Here is an 18,763-nt window from a genome sequence, read left to right on the forward strand (position 1 = left end):
TCATAACCTATGTGAATCTTGTTTGATATATTTTCAGTTTTTATTTTTGAGGGGCGCGCATGAGGAAGTCGCTTTTATCGGTTGTGGTGGCAGCAACCATTTTATCGGGGTGTGGGGGTTCGGACTCAGATAATAATGATGACGATGGGAAGAATCTCGACGGTAAGGTCACTGTTCAGGTGATCGACGGTTATTTGTCGAATGCGCAGCTGTGTGTCGACCGAAATCGCAATGCGCACTGTAATACAGGCGAACTGTTAACTGAAAAAACCAATGGCAACGGTCAAATCACCATTTCTGAAAGCGACAGCCAGTACCCGTTGATTGCCAGAGTCATTGCCGGTGAATCTTCAGACAGTGATCACCCTGGTTTTGTCTGGCAGGATGCGGAATTCTATGCGCCCGCCGGCCAGACAATCCTGAGCCCTTTTTCGACCCTGGCTTATTTAAACGATCTGAGCCTTGCCGACTATGCGGCCAGTCTGAATCTGGATGCCAATCTGCTCAGCCAGGATTATGTGGCTTTAAAATCGTCAAATCCTGATGCCAAGAAAGTCCATTTGTATGCGCGGACGATGCACGCGATGCTCGGTGAAACCTTGTCTGATAACAATCTGGAAGGGCAGAAAACCTGGATTCAGAACCTGAAAAACAAAATTCAGGCACTGGAAAACGATCAGGTTGATTTTGATGCCGTCACGTTATCGCTGGATAAGGATAACGGGCAGTTCACTCAGTCCGACCGTGTCAAAGGTATCCAGACCTTTCTGGAAGGAAGCGGGGGCGTGAAATTCCTGGAGTGGCTTAATGCTTCAATCGATATCCCGCACCAGCTCACATTTACGGATGAAAAAATTACCGACAGCAGTATTGGATATATTCAGGTTGGTACGGATTATCAGGTTTCAGGTACATCCGTGACAATGGCTTCCCAGCCAGAAACGAAGATTGACTTTGTGTATGTTTCCCCGGATATCGCCTTGGGTTATGTCTATAGTGATCCTTCGACGAAGTTTCTGACTTTCTGGCAGTCAGAGGATGATTATCTGAACGGGAGCACTGATCTGGTCCAAGAGGATTTCACGGGGCAGATCTGGTACCTCCTGAGAGATGCAGCCGGACCAGAAGCAAAAGAAGAAGAGCCCCCGGTTCCTGAACTCAATGAACTCGTCTTTCTTTCTGCCACACACGTGTCAATCAATCCAATGGGGTCGGATGCCTATGAAGCGGAGTGGAGTTTTACATCTGATCCAAACGAGAGTTTCCAGACCCTCACAATTCAGTTCAGCAATAACGACTCAATGATTCTGGATACGGATGTATCAAAGGCTGGGGTAACGTTGCTGAAGCGGAAGATTGTGCATGACAATCCTCAGAATATCCTTATGACACAAAACAAAGCCTTAGCGAAAGCGTTACACAAGCATTGGCAATAAACCTTTCATCTTGAACGGCATGACGATGATGTGGGAACTGGGGTAAGGTATGGAAAACCGAGTCCGAGTTCTCACTTCATTGAAAGGATTTCTTCATGCATTCACCTCAGCTTTACATCCGTCCAGCAACGCTTGCCGATACCCCTGCGCTCACAGGTTTGATGGCCCAGCTGGGTTATGACACCGAGCCGGCACGCATTGAGAAGATGATTTATCTTGCAGATTCTGATTCTGAACAGATCACGGTCGCTGAAATAAACGATCAGTTAGTGGCGGTGATGTCGCTGATCTTTTTTGATTATTTTCCTGCGGCTGCGCGGTATGCGCGTATCACCGCTTTGGTGGTTGATGATCAACACCGACATAAAGGGATAGGCTCAGAGCTGCTTGAATATGCCAGAATCAAAGCCGCAGAACGTGACTGTGCCTGCATTGAAGTCACCAGTTCAGTGACACGAGAGGACACCCATGCTTTTTACGTACATGCCGGTTTTCACCATGAGTCGCTAAAATTTGTCCTGCCGATCGGCTCACACTGATGTTTTTATTGTGTATTGTGACTATGGACACAGCGTTCGAAACATAACAAGGGGGTGTTTTTATGGTTATTCAGCCTGTACACCGCGCGAGCTGCCACTGCGGCAGTGTTGTACTGGAACTGTCTTTACCGCAAGGGTTGGTTGACCCCAGGCGCTGTGATTGCTCTATGTGCCGCCGACGAGGGGCGATTGTGGCTTCTGTTCCGCTCTATGGCATCACCATCATAAAAGGTGAAGACAAACTCAGTCTTTATCAGTTTAATACCCACACCGCGAAACATTATTTTTGTTCGGTCTGCGGTATTTACACGCACCATCAACGTCGATCTCATCCGGAACAATATGGTTTTAATGTTGCCTGCCTTGAAGGCGTTAATCCTTTTGAATTGGATAATGTGCCCGTTAATGACGGTGTGAACCATCCCGCCGATCGTTAATCTCTTCTGTTAATCAGCCTTCACCTGTCCAGGGCGAGGCTGATTCTTTTTTGTTCAAATAATACACTTTCTCTAATCTTTTCTTTTGCGGCTATACATATCTTATCGCCGCCGCTTTTTTTATTCATGTTGATTCGTGGCTTATTGCATACCTTCATTATTCTTAGTTGCCAACGACTCAATTAAAATGGCAGCGAAATTCACTGGTATTCATTCATTTTTCGCTTATTGATAGTGATAGAAGCATTTTCTCGACGCGCTTCAAATAAACCAATCAAAATAGTTACACAATATTTCGGAATATTAATGCATAGTGATCCGACCTGTATTGGTGGTTTTTATTATAACGATATAAGAATGAAGGTGATTTTTGCTCGAACGAAAGGAGCTATTGTTCAAAGTGAGCTTTAATTAATGATAGATGTGTTAGCTATTTATGCTGTTAATTTGACTAAATAGTTGATGTTTCAGTGATTGATTTATTATAGATAGTTTACTGTTTATGTTTAAGTTGTGATACCCAGCCAAACAGGCCGTTTTGGCATATTGATGGCCAATATCGTTGCATATAGTTTGTTACACATTATTTACATGCGTTGAGGTCAGTCGTGAAACGTGCATGGTTATTCATCACTTTGTGGGTTTGCCCACTGATATCTCTTGCTCAGGCTCAGCCGGACGATGAGAGATTACTTCGTGCATTAGAAGAGCAGGGCATTATTTGCAAAGGGCTCTCATACACGGAAAAACAGGAAGCCTTACGAATTTATTTACATCGTAAAGCCACGATGAAAGATAAAAAGCAAAAAGGCAATGACACAACCAAGCAACCAGACACTTTGGACGACACCAAAAAAACGTGTATTTCACCAGAATAATAACGCATTAAATAATGTTGTTAACCGCTGAGCACAATGTGCTCAGCCGGGTTTTTGACAGCTTCACGATGGAAATAATAAATAAGGACAGTAAATGAAACATATGAAGAAAACATTGCTGGCTTCAGCAATGTTCACTTTATTTAGTGGTAGTGGCTATGCGCATACACCCGCTGATATGGGCGTTGTTAATGAAGATAAACTCATTGAAATGCTGGTAAGAAATGGCGTTGTTGAAGCGGATGCTTCAGAGGAGCAGAAACGTCATGCACTGGATAAATATCTGGATAATAAAATACGTTCAGGTTTTAAAGGGGATGCCCAGTTTGGTAAACAGGCTTTAGAAAAAAGAGCCAAAGTACTCAAAGCAATTCAGAAAAATAAAGGCAACCAGCGTGCCAATATTTTTGCACTGGATGTTGGTCAGAAGCGAACAGATAAAGTGCTGGCGCTGTTAATTGATTTCCCTGATCTGCCATGGAATGACAACCGCCTGACGAAAGACCACACAGAGATGCTGTATGACAGCTATGAGCCGGGTCATTATCAGGATCTGCTTTTTTCAGGGGCCGGATATACCGGACCAAACGGTGAAAACCTGATTTCAATGCGTCAGTTTTACGAGGCGGAGTCCGGGGATTCCTACTCAGTAATGGGACAGGCTGCCGGTTGGTATCGCGCATCGAAAAATGCGGCATTTTATGGTGGTAATTCACCCACAACGGATAACGATCTGAATGCACAGGAGCTGGTGCGTGAAGCACTGAACCAACTGGCGCAGGATCCGACGATTAACCTGGCCGACTACGACGTAGAAGACCGCTACGATTACGATGGTGACGGTAATTATCGTGAGCCCGATGGCGTGATTGATCACCTGATGATATTCCATTCTTCCGTCGGGGAAGAAGCTGGCGGCGGTGTGCTGGGTGCAGATGCAATCTGGTCGCACCGCTTCAACCTTGGCCAGTATCACGTGCTGGCAGGCACCAAGAGTACAGTGCCGGGACGCTTTAACGGCCAGTATGCAGCCTTCGATTATACGGTTCAGCCTATTGATGCCGCAGCAGGGGTGTGTGCCCACGAATACGGCCACGATCTTGGACTGCCGGATGAGTACGACACCCAGTACACCGGGCAGGGCGAACCTGTGTCTTACTGGTCCATCATGTCCTCGGGCAGCTGGGCCGGCAAGATCGGTGGTACGCAGCCTACAGCGTTCAGCTCCTGGGCGAAGCAATTTTTGCAGCAGTCTATTGGCGGACAATGGGTTAATGATCAACAGGTTGCTATCGGCGAGCTGGAAAATGCCCCGCGTGAATTTACCCTGTTCCAGACGACAGACACCAAAAAACCGAATATGGTGAAAGTCTCATTGCCAAATAAACGCATAGAGACACTGAAACCGTTCGAAGGCCAGTATTCGTTCCATTCGGGCAAAGGCGATGATCTGCGTAACAGCATGACTCGTCAGCTGGCTGTTCCTGCGGGCGCAAAAGCGACACTGAAATTCAAAGCCTGGTATCAGATAGAAAAAGACTACGATTTTGCCCGTGTCCTGGTCAATGGCAAGCCAGTCAGCGGCAATATCACTTCCATGGATGATCCGTATAACACCGGTCTGGTACCGGCGATTGGCGGCGATTCAAATGGCTGGATTGATGCTGAATTTGATTTGACGGCCTATGCCGGTCAGGAAATTACGCTGAGCTTTGATTATGTGACAGACGGTGGTCTGGCGATGGATGGCCTGTATCTGGACAATATGGTTCTGGATGTAGATGGTACTGTTACCGCGATTGACAATGGCGAGTCCGGCTCAAGCTTTGCCTTTGCAGGCTACAAATTGTCTGATGGCTACCACGATGCGGCACATTATTACCTGCTGCAATGGCGCAGCCATACAGGTGTCGATGAAGGCCTGGCAAATATTAAGCGTATGGGCCAGCTCATGACTTTTGAGCCTGGTTTGATTGTTTGGTATGTCGATGAGTCGATGACGGACAACTGGGTGGGCAAACACCCCGGTGAAGGCTGGTTAGGTGTTGTTGATGCGGACCAGAATGCGCTGGTTTGGGCTGACTCTGGTCAGGCGGCGCAGACGCGGTTCCAGGTACGCGACGCGGCATTCTCATTGCAGGATCAGGCACCGTTGCGGCTGGTAAACAGCAGCGGGGATGTACTGGAAGACAGCAGTCTGATAGGTAACGCCTACTTCTCTGATGCGGAAGATTACAGCTCTCCGATGGCCCCGGATTCAGGTCGTAAGCTGACTGAATTTGGCCTGATGATTGATGTTGTCGAGCAAGGTCCGAACAACGAGTTTGGCGTGGTGCGCTTATCTAAAGCCGCATCGCACAATGAGCTGCCAACCGCGAGTTTCGAGCTGGCTGTTGATGGCCTGACAGTGTCGGCGAACAACCTGAGTGTTGATCCTGATGGTCAGATCACGGCCTATCAATGGGATTTCGGCAACGGCCAAACCAGCAGTGAACAAGCACCTGTCTGGCAATATCAGCAAGCCGGCAGTTATCCGGTGAGCTTAACGGTAACCGATGACAAAGGTGCAACGGACACCTTTAGTTACACTGTCACTGTTGAAGCGCCGAATGCTTTGCCTGAAGCAAGTGCGGAATATATTCACCTGGGGCGCTGGGTCACTATGTGGTCAACCAGCACTGACAGTGATGGCCGCATCGTGGATACCGAGTGGACATTGCCAAATGGCAAAGTGAAACGCGGTCGTGTGTTTACTTCGATTTTCCCGAGCTACGGCCAGCATGAAGTCAGCATCAAGATTATTGATAATGACGGTGGCATCACCAAAAAAGCCATAACGGTTAACCTGTAACGAAAGTCCCATTTAGCTCCTGCAGCTTTGAGCGCAGCCAGTCTGGTTGCGCTCTTTTTTTGCTCCTGTGTCAGTGTGATACCTGAAGCGGAGATTTTCCGCTATTGATTGCGATCAATTGATACCAGGTCAGAGCCGAGGCAGCGAACATTGCCAGATCACGAAAGCGGCAACGGTTAAGCCCCCGGTTACAATGACATGCCAATACTCCGCCTTGCAGATCACCACCTGATAAGATGATCACACTGGGTTAAGTGGCGAAGGTCTAAGCGACGTTGTAATCACAGTATTCATGACTGGAAAGCGCCTTTTCAGGCGCCATTTTTTGTCAGCTAAAGCGCCTGCGGCGTACTGGTGGGCAAGACGTTAAATCGTCGCTGTTGATTCAATCAAAATCGCGTCGTGACGCCAGTATTCTAAATCGCAGTCAATCAGGTTGCCGCTCTGGTCGTAGTTAACCCGTTCGACAAACATGGCGGGTGTGCCGGATGTTGCTCTGAGATGATGGGCCGTTTCTGCCATCAGGGATGTAGAGCGAACACGGAACCGGGTCTTGGAATAAATCACACCGTATTGCTCACGGTACGTCGTCGTGAGCGAGTCGATAATATTGTGTTTAAACAAATCAGGGAAATGGGTGGGTGAGATAAAATTCGTGACCACCACGACCGGACGATTGTCGAGAAATCGCAGCCGGTCGATGCGGTACACTTCGGTCAGCGGTTTGACTTTCAGCAAGGAAGCGGCCCGACGGCCGGCAGGAACCCGCTTGGCCGACAGCAATTCTGAGCGCGCTTCGCGGCCCTGCGCTTTGGCCATGGCCGGAAAATCCGTGGTGTACGTCGGATCGTACAAGAGCGGTACCGGTGAGACAAACCAGCCGCGACGATCTTCCCGATACAGCTTGCCTTCGGCTTCGAGCAAGGCCAGTGACTCACGCAGAGTGACTCGCGTGGTGTTGAAAGACTCCGCCAGCTTACGTTCGGCTGGCAGTTTATGCCCGCCCGCCAGAAGCCCGGCATCAATCTGTTCATTGATGGCTTCCATGATTCTTAAATATTGCACGTTAATCCTTCCCGTTGCCGACCAGGGTTCAATTGGTTAGCTATTATAAAGTCTGTTTTCACAGAGTCATCAGCGGTTACGCCAGGCTTGGGTGTATTTATCACTCAGACGGTTGGCACCCAGATGCATGAGTTTCACTGCAGCTGCTGTCAGCAGGATCATGACCGCCATGGCGGCGGCAGGTCCGGTCTGGCCGGCATCATCCATATTCAGGACAGACACGGAAGCAGGCATGGTGTCTGAGGCATACAGGAAAACAATGGCCGATGTGGTGGTCATCGCATTCACAAACAAGTAGGTCGCAATCTCTAAAATGGCTGGGGTGCACACAGGGACAGTGACTTTCAGGAATGTCTTGAACTGAGGAATGTTGAGCGATGCCGAGATTGCTTCGATTTCACCCGGCAACTGCTTCAGCGCTGTCACTGCGGTCATATGGCCGACTGTGTAGTAGTGAGTAATGGTATTGACCACCAGTATGGTCAGTGTGCCGTACACCCAGGACAGCGGATTGTCGCTGTGGTTGAAGAAAAATATGTAGCCCAGCCCTAGTACCATACCCGGTACAGCCATTGGCAGAATTGCCAGCATTTGCAGCAGGTTACGCAGTGGTGCGAAACTCTGTCCTTTTTCAATGCAGTAGGCGCAGGTAAAAATCACCAGTGTCCCTGCCAGTGCGACCATCCCGGCCAGTTTCAGTGAACTGAAATACGGTGCCCAGCCATAGGTGCTGAATTCGGCAAAGTTGTAGTTGTTCAGGCTCAGTGCTGTGTTCCATGGCCAGAATGTGACCAGAGAGCCGTACACTGCCATGGCAATGACACTCAGAATCGCCAGTGATATCAGTGTGCAGAACAGCAAACACACGCCGTCACGCAGGCGGTGTGGTTCTGGCTGGTAAGCCACTGAACGGGCATCGAACAGGTTCTGCTGTTTTTTCTGTACCCAGCGATCGCCGGCAAAGGCCAGCAGAGCGGGCAGTAACAGCATGACGGACGTTACTGCGCCCATGGCGAAGTTTTGCTGTCCGACCACTTGTTTGAATATGTCTGTTGCCAACACATTGTATTGACCGCCAATGACTTTAGGAACACCAAAGTCGCAGACAACCAGGGTAAATACCACGATCAAGGCGCTGATCAGGCCGTATTTGGCCCCCGGCAAAGTGACCAGAAAGAAGGTGCGCACGCTGGATGTATTGAGGGCTTTCGCGGCTTCGTAGAGCCTGGCATCGGATGTTTTCAGCGAGGTGCTGATGATCATCAAAGCATGAGGGAAGGTCCATAACACCAGGCCAATTGCGATGCCGATCGGGCCGTAAATACTGTGGCCGAACAGCATCTCTTTGGCGATGCCCTGATTACCGAACAGGTAGATCAGACTGATGGCAGGTAACAGCGATGGCGCCAGAATAGGGGCAGAGCCGATGACGGTAAAGACACCTTTGAACGGCATACAGCTGCGGGTTAAGGCAAAGGCAAAGCCAAAAGCCAGCAGGCCGACAATGACAGTGACAACCACACCTATTACCACGGTATTTTGCAATGACTGCCACAGGGCAGGCGATGCAAAATAGGTGGCAAAATTGGCCAGGCCAACAAAGTCGCCCTCAGCGTTATGCACACTTTTTTGCAGCATGGCAAGCAGCGGCGCGACGATAAAAGCCGCCATCAGTGCGCTAAATATCACTAAGAGCGCGGCCAGAGTGACGTTGTCACGACCAAAGTGATGACGCAGACGTGTGATGGATTGTAAAAGACCAGGCTTTGACGTAGGAAGCGGTCGGGTCAGTTGGGTCATGGTGACGTCCTGCTTATCGGCTTTGGCGGTAGATATGGGTATGCTTATCGGCAATGTGCAGCTGCAGATAATTGCCACGGCTCAGGCCAAGGTTGCGTGTCTCCCGGATAGGGACATCCACCTTGATCGTCGGCAGTTGATGCGCGCCCTGGAGCTGGCAGTCGGCACGCATGAAAGTGCCCTGAAACTCCAGATCGTCTATCCGTACCAGCACGCTGCTGTCACTCTTCTCACCGGCGGGCAGAAAATGCAGATCTTCCGGTCTGAGGCCCAGCTCGACCTGCTCGCCGCGCTGGAATTGAGCGGCCGGAAGCGGCAGCAGGCTTTCACCAATTCGCATTTGCTGCTCGCTCACCACAGAGGCCGGTAAGAAATTCATCTGGCCGACAAATTCTGCGACAAAACGGGAACTCGGGTTCTGATAGATTTCCTGTGGCGTGCCGACCTGTTCGATACAGCCGTGATTCATGACCACGATACGGTCGGCCATCGCGAGCGCTTCTTCCTGATCGTGCGTCACCATAATGGTGGTAATACCCAGCTTGCGTTGTAAGCGGCGGATCTCTTCGCGCAGGTGAGATCGCACTTTGGCATCCAGGGCCGAAAGCGGTTCATCAAGCAGTAACAATCCTGGCGATAATGATAAGGCGCGAGCCAATGCTACCCGCTGCTGCTGCCCGCCGGATAACTGGCTCGGGTATTTGCTGCCTGCGGTCGGCAGGGCAATGGTTTCCAGCCACTGGCTGACAATACTGTCTGTTTCTGCCACAGATTTACCCTGATTGCGCAGTCCAAGGCTCAGGTTTTCATACACAGTCAGATTCGGAAACAGGGCGTAGGACTGAAAAACAATACCAAAGTCCCGTTTTTCAGGTGGCAGATAGGTGATGTCACGTCCCGCCTGTTCAATCGTGCCTGAGCTGGCCAGATCCAGTCCGGCTATGGCACGCAGCAAGGTGGTTTTTCCGCAGCCGGAAGGGCCAAGAAAACAGACAAATTCGCCTTTGTTGATATCCAGTGAAATGTTGTTCAGGGCAGTAAACTGACCAAACTGTTTACCGACTTGTGAGATTTTCAGGTAAGTTTCCATAGCAAAGTCATTTCTCTATTTGGTATATACCAAATTTAGACCTAATGAGTGACACTTCGATGACAGAAGCTTGACGATAAGAAGACAGCCGGTTCTGTCCGATAAATGAAAAAGGCAACCCGTGCGGTTGCCTTGATATAGGATTGGGGTGCGGTTAAGAGCGCGGTTCAGATTTCGCGTCGAATTTATCCGACCAGCTTTTCAGCACATCTTCACGGCTGACCGCCATTTTAGAGAAGTCCATTTTCACCATCGCCTGCTGAACATTCGGGTAGTTCTTAACGGGTTTGTTCACGTCTTTATGACCGACAACCGGGTAGAACTCGTTATACAGCTGGTTGGCATCTTTAGACAAAGACCAGTCAACCAGACGCTTTGCGGCATCAGACCGGGTGTTGACCAGGCCAACGGCTTCCGCTTCCCAGCCTACACCGCCTTCGGGCAGAATGATGTCGATAGGGGCTCCCTGAGATTTCAGTTTGGCACCACGAATTGCCATCGAGATACCGATCGCGACTTCACCCATACCGGCCTGAACGCAGGGCTTGGAACCTGAGTGAGTGTAATGGGCAATGTTCTGATCCAGCTTGGCCATATAATCCCAGCCTTTTTGCTCACCCATGGTTTGCAGCCAGGCAGAGACCTGCATATAACCTGTGCCGGATGAGGCTGGGTTTGGCATGGCAATATGGCCTTTGTATTCTGGTTTGAGCAGGTCATCCCAGGTGGCCGGCTTGCTCAGACCCAGTTGCTCGGCCACTTTTTCATTGAAACAGACCGCATTAAAGAAGGCATCGTTACCAAACCAGGCCGGGTTGGCTTGCGGGTCGATAAGATTGCTGTGGATTTTGCTCAGCTCTTTTGGCTGATACGGTTTCAGTACACCTTCTTCTTTCAGCAGTGCCATAGAAGAACCGGCCAGGCCCCATACAACATCCGCACGTGGGTTACCTTTTTCGGCCAGCAGCTTGGCCGTCATGATGCCGGTGGAATCCCGCACCCATTTGATCTTGATGTCCGGGTTTGCTTGTTCAAATCCGGTTTTGAATTTCGCCAGCATGTCCGTTTCGAACGCTGTGTATACCGTCAGTTCCTGCGAAGCGAAAGCCTGGGTGCTGCTCAGTGCCATCAATGCCGTCAGTGGTGCAACAAGCCATGTCTTTTTCATATGTCCTTCCTAAAAAAGTGAATGTGGTATGTACCAGATTGGTTCGACACGGAAGATGCTAGGTGCCATTTATGACAGTTCGATGATTGCCAGATGTCAGTTTCATGAGGACTGTGTGAACGTGATTCAGCGCAAGTTTGTGCTGAAAATCGGCGAACGTTGCCATTATTAAACTTTTGTGAAGACTGGCTCTGGCGCATTTACAGCATTGGTTCGCCATCGCTATAGTGATTTCGTAATCTGGTATAGTCCAAAGAGATCAACAAATGGCAAACTCCGACAATAAATATCTACTGCTTACTCCCGGTCCGCTGACGACAACACAGACTGTGCGGGAAGCCATGCTGAAAGACTGGTGCACCTGGGATGATGACTACAATGTGGGCGTGGTTCAGCACATTCGTCAGCAGCTGGTTGCCCTGGCCACCGCGCACGACGGCTACACCAGCGTGCTTATGCAGGGCAGCGGTACTGCTGCTGTGGAAGCCACCTTAGGCTCTGTGATTCCCCCAGAGGGTAAGTTGCTGGTGATTAACAATGGTGCTTACGGTGCCCGTATTGCACAAATTGCCCGTTGCCTGAATATCCCGCACCTGAACTGGTCTTTAGGGGAAATGACTCAGCCTGACGTCAACGAACTGGAACGTTTGCTGGTTGCCGATCCCGCCATCACCCATGTGGCCATGGTGCACTGTGAAACAACCACAGGCATGCTGAATCCGTTACCAGCGGTGTGTGAAAAAGTAAAAGCGGCCGGCAAAGTAATGATCCTGGATGCCATGTCGAGTTTCGGCGGTATCCCTATGGATATCGGTGAGCTGGGCATCGATTTTCTGATCAGCTCAGCGAACAAGTGCATTCAGGGAGTCCCAGGATTTGGTTTTGTGATTGCGCGCCGTTCATTACTGGAAGCCTGCCACGGGCGTGCGCGTTCAGTGTCGCTGGATCTCTATGATCAGTGGCAGTGTATGGAAAACAATCATGGCAAATGGCGGTTCACATCACCGACTCACACAGTGCGGGCGTTTGCTCAGGCGTTGACGGAACTGAAGCAGGAAGGCGGTATTGAGGCTCGCTTTCAGCGTTACCGCACCAATCAGCAAACTCTGGTGGCTGGTATGTCACGGCTGGGTTTTGAAAGCCTGCTCGATACAGCGCTTCATTCACCCATTATTACGTCTTTCCATTCTCCGCACTCACCGTTATATGACTTTAAGCGCTTCTATGAATGCCTGAAAAGCAAAGGGTTTGTGATTTATCCGGGCAAAGTCTCGGATGCAGATTGTTTCCGTATTGGCAACATAGGTGATGTGCATCCGGGTGACATTCAGCGCCTGCTGGAGGCCATCAATGCGTCTGTGTTCTGGGCCAGTGAAACGGAAACGGCCGGAGAGCAGGCATGACATCGCGCCAGACTGATCTCAGCCAGCGTGCGCTGGCTTGTGAGGGAGATACCAATACATCGTCGGCGCGTGTCCGCTGGATAGAGAGTCTCTCAGACAGGCAAACCCAGACCCTGCTGGAGGAAGACAGTCAGTATTTTTTACATCAGGCCATGTCGACACCTTGTCTGGATGTGCTGGAAAGTGCTGAGGGGATCTATCTGACCGATGTGGCTGGCAAACGGTATATGGACTTTCATGGCAATAATGTCCATCAGCTGGGTTACGGTCACCCGGAGATATTGGCTGCCATCCAGACCCAGCTTGCCAAACTGCCATTCGCCCCCCGGCGTTTCACGCACCAGACAGCCGTCGACTGCGCCCGCGAACTGACCCGCATCGCCGGCGGTGAGCTGAACCGTGTGTTGTTCGCGCCGGGAGGCACATCCGTAGTGGGCATGGCACTGAAGCTGGCTCGCTATATCACAGGCAATCCCAAAGTGGTTTCACTCTGGGATGCGTTTCACGGCGCATCGCTGGATGCGATCTCTGTGGGTGGTGAAGCCTGTTTCCGCGAAGGTATGGGGCCGCTCATGGCTGGTGTTGAACGTATCCCGCCGCCCGTTCGCTATCGGGGCGCTTTCCCGCGTGACGATGGCTCAGATGTGCATTACGCCGATTATCTGGAATACGTGATTGAAAAAGAGGGCGGGATCGGGGCATTCATCGCGGAAGGGGTACGTAATACCGATGTTCAGGTGCCCAGCCGGGCCTATTGGCAGCGCGTCCGGGAGATTTGTGATCGCCACAATGTGCTGCTGATTATCGATGACATCCCCAACGGTATGGGCCGTAGCGGCCACTGGTTCACGCATCAGGCATTCGGCATTGAGCCGGATATCCTCTGCATCGGCAAAGGGCTGGGCGGCGGTGTGGTGCCAATGGCAGCCATGCTGACCAAAGACAAGTACAACTCGGCGACCCAGGTTTCGCTGGGCCATTATACCCACGAGAAGAGCCCGATAGGCTGCGCGGCAGCGTTAGCCACCATCCGGGTAATCGAACAGCAGCAGTTACTGCAGAAAGTTCGCCGCGATGCAAGCTACATGGCAGAGAGGCTGGAGGCCATGAAGGCGCGGTTGCCGATCATAGGCGATTTTCGCGGTATCGGTCTGCTGTGGGGCATTGAGCTGGTTGAAGACAGGGAAACAAAAGTGCGCGCCTATGACGCGGCAGAGCAGGTGATGTACCGCTGTCTGGAGCGCGGGCTGAGCTTTAAAGTTTCTCAGGGAAATGTATTACAACTCAGCCCGCCTTTGATTATTGCCAGAGAAGAGCTGGCGCTGGCCATGGATTGGCTGGAAGACGCCATTGAATCTGTGTGCAAGCGTGATAATTAACCATTGAGTCAGAGCCTGAAGCGACGGGCCACGAAATGAACGAGAAACGGAAGATGAATACACAAGTAGAAGCGGTAATTTTTGACTGGGCGGGAACGGTTGTTGATTTCGGATCCTTCGCGCCAACCACCATTTTTGTTGAAGCGTTCAAACGTGAATACGATTTTGACATTTCACTGGCAGAAGCCCGCGTTCCTATGGGGCTAGGGAAGTGGGATCATATTAAGGCGGTGGGTGAATTACCGGATGTTGCCGCCCGCTGGGAAAGCCGGTTTGGGCGAGCAATGACCAGAGAAGACATTGACACTATCTACCAGACCTTTATGCCGTTACAGGTGGCAAAAGTTGCAGATCATGCCGACTTGATTCCGGGTACCACAGAGGTCGTTGCCCGGCTTCGTGAGCAGGGTATCAAGCTGGGCTCATGTTCGGGCTACCCCAGAGTTGTGATGAACGAATTGCTGCCAGCGGCGGCTGAAAAAGGGTTTGCGCCGGATTATGTGGTTGCCACCGATGATCTTGCTGCGGGTGGTCGTCCTGGTCCGTTTATGGCGCTGCAAAATGTGATTGCCCTTGGTGTCGGTAACGTGGCCGCTTGTGTCAAAATTGATGACTCAGTGCCGGGTATTGAAGAAGGTCACCATGCAGGTATGTGGACTGTCGCGCTTTTACTGTCGGGTAATGAAGCCGGACTGACTGAAAAAGAATACTTGTCCGCGTCTGAGCATCAACTGGCCGTTGCAAGAGAAAAAGCACGGAAAGCCTTTGATGGTTGTAATGCACATTATCAGATAGATACGGTTGCTGACTTGCCCGATGTCATTGCTGATATTAATCGCAGATTGGCGGCAGGTGAGCGTCCTTAAATCTGTTTCTCATCGTTAACTAGCCAATAAGCCAGGTTCTTTTGCCATTATTTTTATATTACTGAGCAGAACAGCCTGGCTTTATTCATGTCGTTGCACTTAATTCGTTTATTGAATTTATGCCTGAATATGGGGCAGATTGGTGCAAGTGCCCGATTTTAATACACATCTCAACGTTCCGCTTATCGCCTCTCATCAGCACGTCATTCCTGTTTATCATTTAACTTGTTGTATTTATTATTTTATTTTTCGTTTTGGTAAAGGGCTGATTCCCGTGTTGCTAGTGTTGGCTTAGTAATTGCTTTATTTAAATCATGAGCTAATTTGGATTAAGTGAGGCATTAACCCGGCATAAGGTTTAAATAAAGTGTTTAATTTGTTGCTTTTGGGTTAACAAATGCAGTGAATTAGCAAAAACTGAAAAATTACAAAGCATGAAGAGTTGTATAAAATGCGTTCAAATCATGTTAATTAAATGTTTTTCCGATATTTTTTAATTGATGCGAAGCAAGAAAAAACACGATCATGCGCAAAAAAATGAAGAGATAAAAAAGTAAGTGATTGGCGAAGCCTTTATAGTGTCTCGCTAAATAAAGCATTCGTCCAATTTACTTTAGCTTGCACATTAATGCTGTTGAATTCTTGTGAAGGAAAGTTATGAAATCTTCAGTTGAAGCCCAACAAGCGAAAGAGATTGTGTTTGATTACACCTCATTTCTGTCTGTGTTGTGTCATCACAGACCAACCTTGTGGGATGCGTTTAAAGTGGTGCTGCCAGCCCTGGAGTTTTCCTGGGGCAGAGCGCCTGGTTCTGATGCCAGTAAGACCGAGCGCTTACGTAACCAAGCGCTGAAAGTCTTGTCTACCCATACCAGCGATGTAAATAACCTGGTGAGATTGCTGCGCCTGGCTCGTATGGAACAGATTTCTGAGCTGGACATCCGCCTGCCATATTCATTGGATCAGGATCAGCTGGATCTGATTACAGAAAAAGCAGAATGTGAGATTCAGGAAATTGGCAATAATGGTGAACAGTTGCACATTCGTTTAATGGTGCCCTGAACCTGAGCTGCGCTTGTGTCTGTCTGCGCCAGGATGACGACACAGGTAATGGATAAACAAGCATAGAAAAATGCCAGTTGAATGTATTCGATTCCTGGCATTTTTCATTTCAGTCGAAAGCAATCGTTTCCGCGGCTTTTCAATGCAACAGAGTATTGGCCTGCTGGGTTCGATTGATGATAAACGCCATTGAGTTGCCATGAACAGCCGCATCATGGATGGTTTTGTTGCAATACTCCTGCACATTCCCGCTGGCAATTACCGCACTACAATTTCCCATGTGTAACGCTTTTGCCATCAGCGCCTGAGTGGATTGTTTGTTCTTCTCTTTTAACACCAGCACTTTATTGATATCGACTCCGGCATTGCTGAGCAGTTGGCGATCCAGCAGCGCATCTGCACCGATAAACATAATCCAGCGGTTTTGCTCACTGGCCTGTTTTAGCAGTCTGAGCAAATAGGCGAGCTGGGCTTGTTCATGATCGCAGAAACTGACTTCGATAGGATACTGAACCTGGTTGGAACTCAGGGAAGAAGAATGAGACAGAAAAGTGGATTTGTACACCTGAGAAGCGGTCACTGATTGGATGCTGTCTAATTGTGCTGTCATGAGAGTTCCATCCTCTGCTAGAGTCGATGTTATTGTTTATTTATACATGCTGTATGCCTATACAGTAGTTTTGAACGTAAAGGGATGCAAGTGTTTTTTGAGTCTGATTCACAATAATCTGAGGTGTCTAGCTTTCTCAGATATCAGAGCTTGCAAATAAAATGTTGATTTAAATTGTTTTTTTAATTTTTGTAATCATATCTCTTTGAGGGGATGTTAAACAGATTATTGATGTCAGTATTGTTATCTGTGTATTTATACAGTATGTATGGACAGTGTCTTATACAGTACTCTTTCCTCTACACAGATCAGAAAATGTCGCTGGAGTGAACGATGGAAAAGAGAATCTGCCTGAGTGGCTGGGCAAAATGCTTGATAGTGCTGATACCTGGCTGGTTGTTTTTGACGGGCTGTAGTGAAGCTCTGTCTGTCTCAGCGACACCGGTAAAAGGTGTTGACCACATCGAGCAACAAGAACAATCGCTGGATGTGTACTGTTCGTCAGGAATATGCAGCTTCGGGCTCGAAAGCAACCAGAAAGTGACTCTGTCGGTGAATATGTTTTATGGCACAGAGCAACCTTTTACGAAAATTGAAGGAGTGAGTGTGACGGGGGAGTCCGGTGGGACGCTAAAAATGGTGGGACAGCATCAGTTCACGCTTGAGATAGCACCGCAAAATATGCCTGTTTCTGTGCAAGTGGTGGATTATTATCGATAACCATCGGCTGGTAAATGAAATCACATAAAAGTAAAGCAATGGTTATAGAAACTTAGGTAATTACTCGCTTCTATTAACTGAAATTTTGTTAACGTGCTTTGATCGCGTTGATTTGTGTTAGCAATAGCCAAAATCATGGTCTGATGGCTTGATTTAAACACTATTCATCAGTAGTATCCGCACCTCTTTTTTATGTGGTGGTGTATATGAGCAGATTTGATTGCCTTGAGAGAATTGTCGAAGAATACCGCAAGAAGGTTCGTGACGCAGAATTCAATAAACACAACGACAGCGAAGTTGCGAAAGTCCTGGTTTTACTTGTAGGAAACTCAATGTTCAACCTGGCAGATGAATTTGCAGATTGGGTAAACCGTGGTGGTGATCGTAGCTACGGCGGTAAGTTTTTTGTGTCTAAGCAACTGATGACGTTACTGGAACCTGTGACCTTCCGTGGGGTTACCGTGCGTCGTGATTCAATCAAGTTATTCCGCATAGGTTGATGCTGGTGCTTGATACCGGTGCGTTACCTTGTCACTAAGCTCGCATAAAGAAATTGAGAATTGACCGCAGGCCTTTGTTTTGTCGAAGGTAAGAAAAAGGATGCTCAGGCATCCTTTTTTCGTTTCTGCCGATGCTGAAGCGCTGGCAGGGCTGGCTGGATCTCAATACAGAAATGTGGTCTGATACCGCCCTGAAGTCAGTCAAGTACAGAGAGAGCAGTCGATGGATGCAGAATTTTGGCATAGCCGCTGGGCAGAGAACCGAATCGGATTTCATTTAAACGACACTAACCCGGTATTACCTTATTACTGGCCGAAATTAGGGCTGCAACGCGAAGATACTGTGTTTGTGCCTATGTGCGGTAAATCTCTGGATTTGACCTGGCTGGCAGAAAAGCACCATCAGGTGACGGGTGTTGAGTTAAGTGAAATTGCTGTCCGGGCTTATTTTGCCGAGCATTTGTACTTACCGACTGTGACATCATTAGGTAACGGGCATACTCTGTATGAGTTTGATGAGGTCCGTATTTATTGCGGTGATTATTTTACTGCGCCTGTTCAGCCCGTAGATGCTGTGTACGATCGCGCTGCGTTGATTGCGATGCCGGAGAACATGCGGCAAAGCTATGTGCAGCGTCTGTTATCTCTGGTGAAGCCTGGCGGAAAGATCATGCTGGTGACGCTGGATTACATTCAGGAAGAAATGGCCGGGCCGCCGTTCAGCGTCCGTGCAGAAGAAGTGCGATCACTCTTTGCGGACTGCGAAGTGACTCATATCGGGCGTCAGGATGCCGATGAATCACATCCGCGCCGTCAGCAGGGCTTAAGCCGTTTTGCCGAAGAAGTCTGGTTCATCCAAACCCCAGCCTGAATATCGTTTGCAGTGTGACTGTGTTGTCAGTCACACTTGTCTGTTCTGATTATTGTCTATTTTTATCATTAGCTTGATCCCGTCTATA

At 49.2% G+C, this 18,763-nt stretch carries 17 protein-coding genes; 12 read left to right on the top strand and 5 right to left on the bottom strand.

Annotated elements, in window-relative coordinates:
* Nucleotides 1-59: 59 nt before the first annotated feature.
* From H511_RS0109990 to H511_RS0110010, 5 genes are all read left to right on the top strand, one after another.
* On the top strand, nt 60-1,436 hold the full coding sequence (locus H511_RS0109990; RefSeq protein ID WP_027252160.1) for a hypothetical protein: 1,377 nt from the start codon (nt 60-62) through the stop codon (nt 1,434-1,436).
* 95 nt (nt 1,437-1,531) lie between these two features.
* A complete protein-coding gene (locus H511_RS0109995) occupies nt 1,532-1,975 on the top strand; it encodes a GNAT family N-acetyltransferase (protein ID WP_027252161.1) in 444 nt (147 codons plus the stop codon).
* A 62-nt stretch (nt 1,976-2,037) separates the two neighbouring features.
* Complete coding sequence (locus tag H511_RS0110000) at nt 2,038-2,412, top strand: GFA family protein (RefSeq protein ID WP_027252162.1); 375 nt, start codon at nt 2,038-2,040, stop codon at nt 2,410-2,412.
* Between the two features lie 608 nt (nt 2,413-3,020).
* Nucleotides 3,021-3,290 carry a DEAD/DEAH box helicase family protein gene (locus H511_RS24650; protein ID WP_155804854.1) on the top strand — a complete coding sequence of 90 codons (270 nt, stop codon included), beginning with the start codon at nt 3,021-3,023 and terminating at the stop codon, nt 3,288-3,290.
* 94 nt (nt 3,291-3,384) lie between these two features.
* A complete protein-coding gene (locus H511_RS0110010; RefSeq protein WP_027252163.1) occupies nt 3,385-6,141 on the top strand; it encodes an immune inhibitor A domain-containing protein in 2,757 nt (918 codons plus the stop codon).
* 366 nt (nt 6,142-6,507) lie between these two features.
* Here the strand turns inward: H511_RS0110010 and phnR are convergent, their stop codons facing one another.
* The 4 genes from phnR to H511_RS0110030 form a co-directional block, all read right to left on the bottom strand.
* Nucleotides 6,508-7,206 (bottom strand): phosphonate utilization transcriptional regulator PhnR, encoded by a 699-nt coding sequence (gene phnR, locus H511_RS0110015; protein ID WP_027252164.1) that lies wholly within the window; start codon nt 7,204-7,206, stop codon nt 6,508-6,510.
* 69 nt (nt 7,207-7,275) lie between these two features.
* The gene (locus H511_RS0110020) at nt 7,276-9,006 is read right to left on the bottom strand and encodes a putative 2-aminoethylphosphonate ABC transporter permease subunit (protein ID WP_081669244.1); all 1,731 of its coding nucleotides are present in this window, start codon (nt 9,004-9,006) and stop codon (nt 7,276-7,278) included.
* Nucleotides 9,007-9,019: 13 nt separating this feature from the next.
* Complete coding sequence (locus H511_RS0110025; protein WP_027252166.1) at nt 9,020-10,096, bottom strand: putative 2-aminoethylphosphonate ABC transporter ATP-binding protein; 1,077 nt, start codon at nt 10,094-10,096, stop codon at nt 9,020-9,022.
* A gap of 154 nt (nt 10,097-10,250) precedes the next feature.
* A complete protein-coding gene (locus H511_RS0110030; protein ID WP_027252167.1) occupies nt 10,251-11,264 on the bottom strand; it encodes a putative 2-aminoethylphosphonate ABC transporter substrate-binding protein in 1,014 nt (337 codons plus the stop codon).
* 266 nt (nt 11,265-11,530) lie between these two features.
* Here H511_RS0110030 and phnW point away from each other — a divergent pair, with 266 nt between their 5' ends.
* The 4 genes from phnW to H511_RS0110055 all read left to right on the top strand — a co-directional run bounded on the left by phnW (nt 11,531) and on the right by H511_RS0110055 (nt 15,974).
* Nucleotides 11,531-12,667, top strand: coding sequence for a 2-aminoethylphosphonate--pyruvate transaminase (phnW, locus tag H511_RS0110040; protein WP_027252168.1), 1,137 nt, complete (start codon nt 11,531-11,533; stop codon nt 12,665-12,667).
* Nucleotides 12,664-14,046 carry an aspartate aminotransferase family protein gene (locus H511_RS0110045; protein WP_051288053.1) on the top strand — a complete coding sequence of 461 codons (1,383 nt, stop codon included), beginning with the start codon at nt 12,664-12,666 and terminating at the stop codon, nt 14,044-14,046. Before phnW ends, H511_RS0110045 begins: the two co-directional genes overlap by 4 nt.
* Before the next feature lie 53 nt (nt 14,047-14,099).
* Complete coding sequence (phnX, locus tag H511_RS0110050) at nt 14,100-14,912, top strand: phosphonoacetaldehyde hydrolase (RefSeq protein WP_027252170.1); 813 nt, start codon at nt 14,100-14,102, stop codon at nt 14,910-14,912.
* Nucleotides 14,913-15,569: 657 nt separating this feature from the next.
* Nucleotides 15,570-15,974, top strand: coding sequence for a hypothetical protein (locus H511_RS0110055; RefSeq protein ID WP_027252171.1), 405 nt, complete (start codon nt 15,570-15,572; stop codon nt 15,972-15,974).
* A gap of 139 nt (nt 15,975-16,113) precedes the next feature.
* On the opposite strand, the gene H511_RS0110060 is transcribed toward H511_RS0110055, so the two are convergent.
* A complete protein-coding gene (locus H511_RS0110060) occupies nt 16,114-16,584 on the bottom strand; it encodes a SulA-like leucine-rich domain-containing protein (RefSeq protein WP_027252172.1) in 471 nt (156 codons plus the stop codon).
* A gap of 333 nt (nt 16,585-16,917) precedes the next feature.
* Between H511_RS0110060 and H511_RS0110065 the strand changes: the two genes are divergently transcribed.
* From H511_RS0110065 to H511_RS0110075, 3 genes are all read left to right on the top strand, one after another.
* Nucleotides 16,918-17,304, top strand: coding sequence for a hypothetical protein (locus H511_RS0110065; protein WP_051288055.1), 387 nt, complete (start codon nt 16,918-16,920; stop codon nt 17,302-17,304).
* 206 nt (nt 17,305-17,510) lie between these two features.
* A complete protein-coding gene (locus H511_RS0110070) occupies nt 17,511-17,804 on the top strand; it encodes a hypothetical protein (RefSeq protein ID WP_027252174.1) in 294 nt (97 codons plus the stop codon).
* A gap of 223 nt (nt 17,805-18,027) precedes the next feature.
* Nucleotides 18,028-18,675 (top strand): thiopurine S-methyltransferase, encoded by a 648-nt coding sequence (locus H511_RS0110075; protein ID WP_027252175.1) that lies wholly within the window; start codon nt 18,028-18,030, stop codon nt 18,673-18,675.
* The last annotated feature ends 88 nt before the right edge of the window (nt 18,676-18,763 follow it).

Source organism: Photobacterium halotolerans DSM 18316, assembly GCF_000425165.1.
GTDB lineage: Bacteria > Pseudomonadota > Gammaproteobacteria > Enterobacterales > Vibrionaceae > Photobacterium > Photobacterium halotolerans.

Bases quoted from the DNA above. Each gene is read 5' to 3' on its own strand.
- H511_RS0109990 (WP_027252160.1), top strand. From the start codon at position 60: ATGAGGAAGTCGCTTTTATCGGTTGTGGTGGCAGCAACCATTTTATCG.
- H511_RS0109995 (WP_027252161.1), top strand. From the start codon at position 1,532: ATGCATTCACCTCAGCTTTACATCCGTCCAGCAACGCTTGCCGATACC.
- H511_RS0110000 (WP_027252162.1), top strand. From the start codon at position 2,038: ATGGTTATTCAGCCTGTACACCGCGCGAGCTGCCACTGCGGCAGTGTT.
- H511_RS0110010 (WP_027252163.1), top strand. From the start codon at position 3,385: ATGAAACATATGAAGAAAACATTGCTGGCTTCAGCAATGTTCACTTTA.
- H511_RS0110020 (WP_081669244.1), bottom strand. From the start codon at position 9,006: ATGACCCAACTGACCCGACCGCTTCCTACGTCAAAGCCTGGTCTTTTA.
- H511_RS0110025 (WP_027252166.1), bottom strand. From the start codon at position 10,096: ATGGAAACTTACCTGAAAATCTCACAAGTCGGTAAACAGTTTGGTCAG.
- H511_RS0110030 (WP_027252167.1), bottom strand. From the start codon at position 11,264: ATGAAAAAGACATGGCTTGTTGCACCACTGACGGCATTGATGGCACTG.
- phnW (WP_027252168.1), top strand. From the start codon at position 11,531: ATGGCAAACTCCGACAATAAATATCTACTGCTTACTCCCGGTCCGCTG.
- H511_RS0110045 (WP_051288053.1), top strand. From the start codon at position 12,664: ATGACATCGCGCCAGACTGATCTCAGCCAGCGTGCGCTGGCTTGTGAG.
- phnX (WP_027252170.1), top strand. From the start codon at position 14,100: ATGAATACACAAGTAGAAGCGGTAATTTTTGACTGGGCGGGAACGGTT.
- H511_RS0110055 (WP_027252171.1), top strand. From the start codon at position 15,570: ATGAAATCTTCAGTTGAAGCCCAACAAGCGAAAGAGATTGTGTTTGAT.
- H511_RS0110060 (WP_027252172.1), bottom strand. From the start codon at position 16,584: ATGACAGCACAATTAGACAGCATCCAATCAGTGACCGCTTCTCAGGTG.
- H511_RS0110065 (WP_051288055.1), top strand. From the start codon at position 16,918: ATGGAAAAGAGAATCTGCCTGAGTGGCTGGGCAAAATGCTTGATAGTG.
- H511_RS0110070 (WP_027252174.1), top strand. From the start codon at position 17,511: ATGAGCAGATTTGATTGCCTTGAGAGAATTGTCGAAGAATACCGCAAG.
- H511_RS0110075 (WP_027252175.1), top strand. From the start codon at position 18,028: ATGGATGCAGAATTTTGGCATAGCCGCTGGGCAGAGAACCGAATCGGA.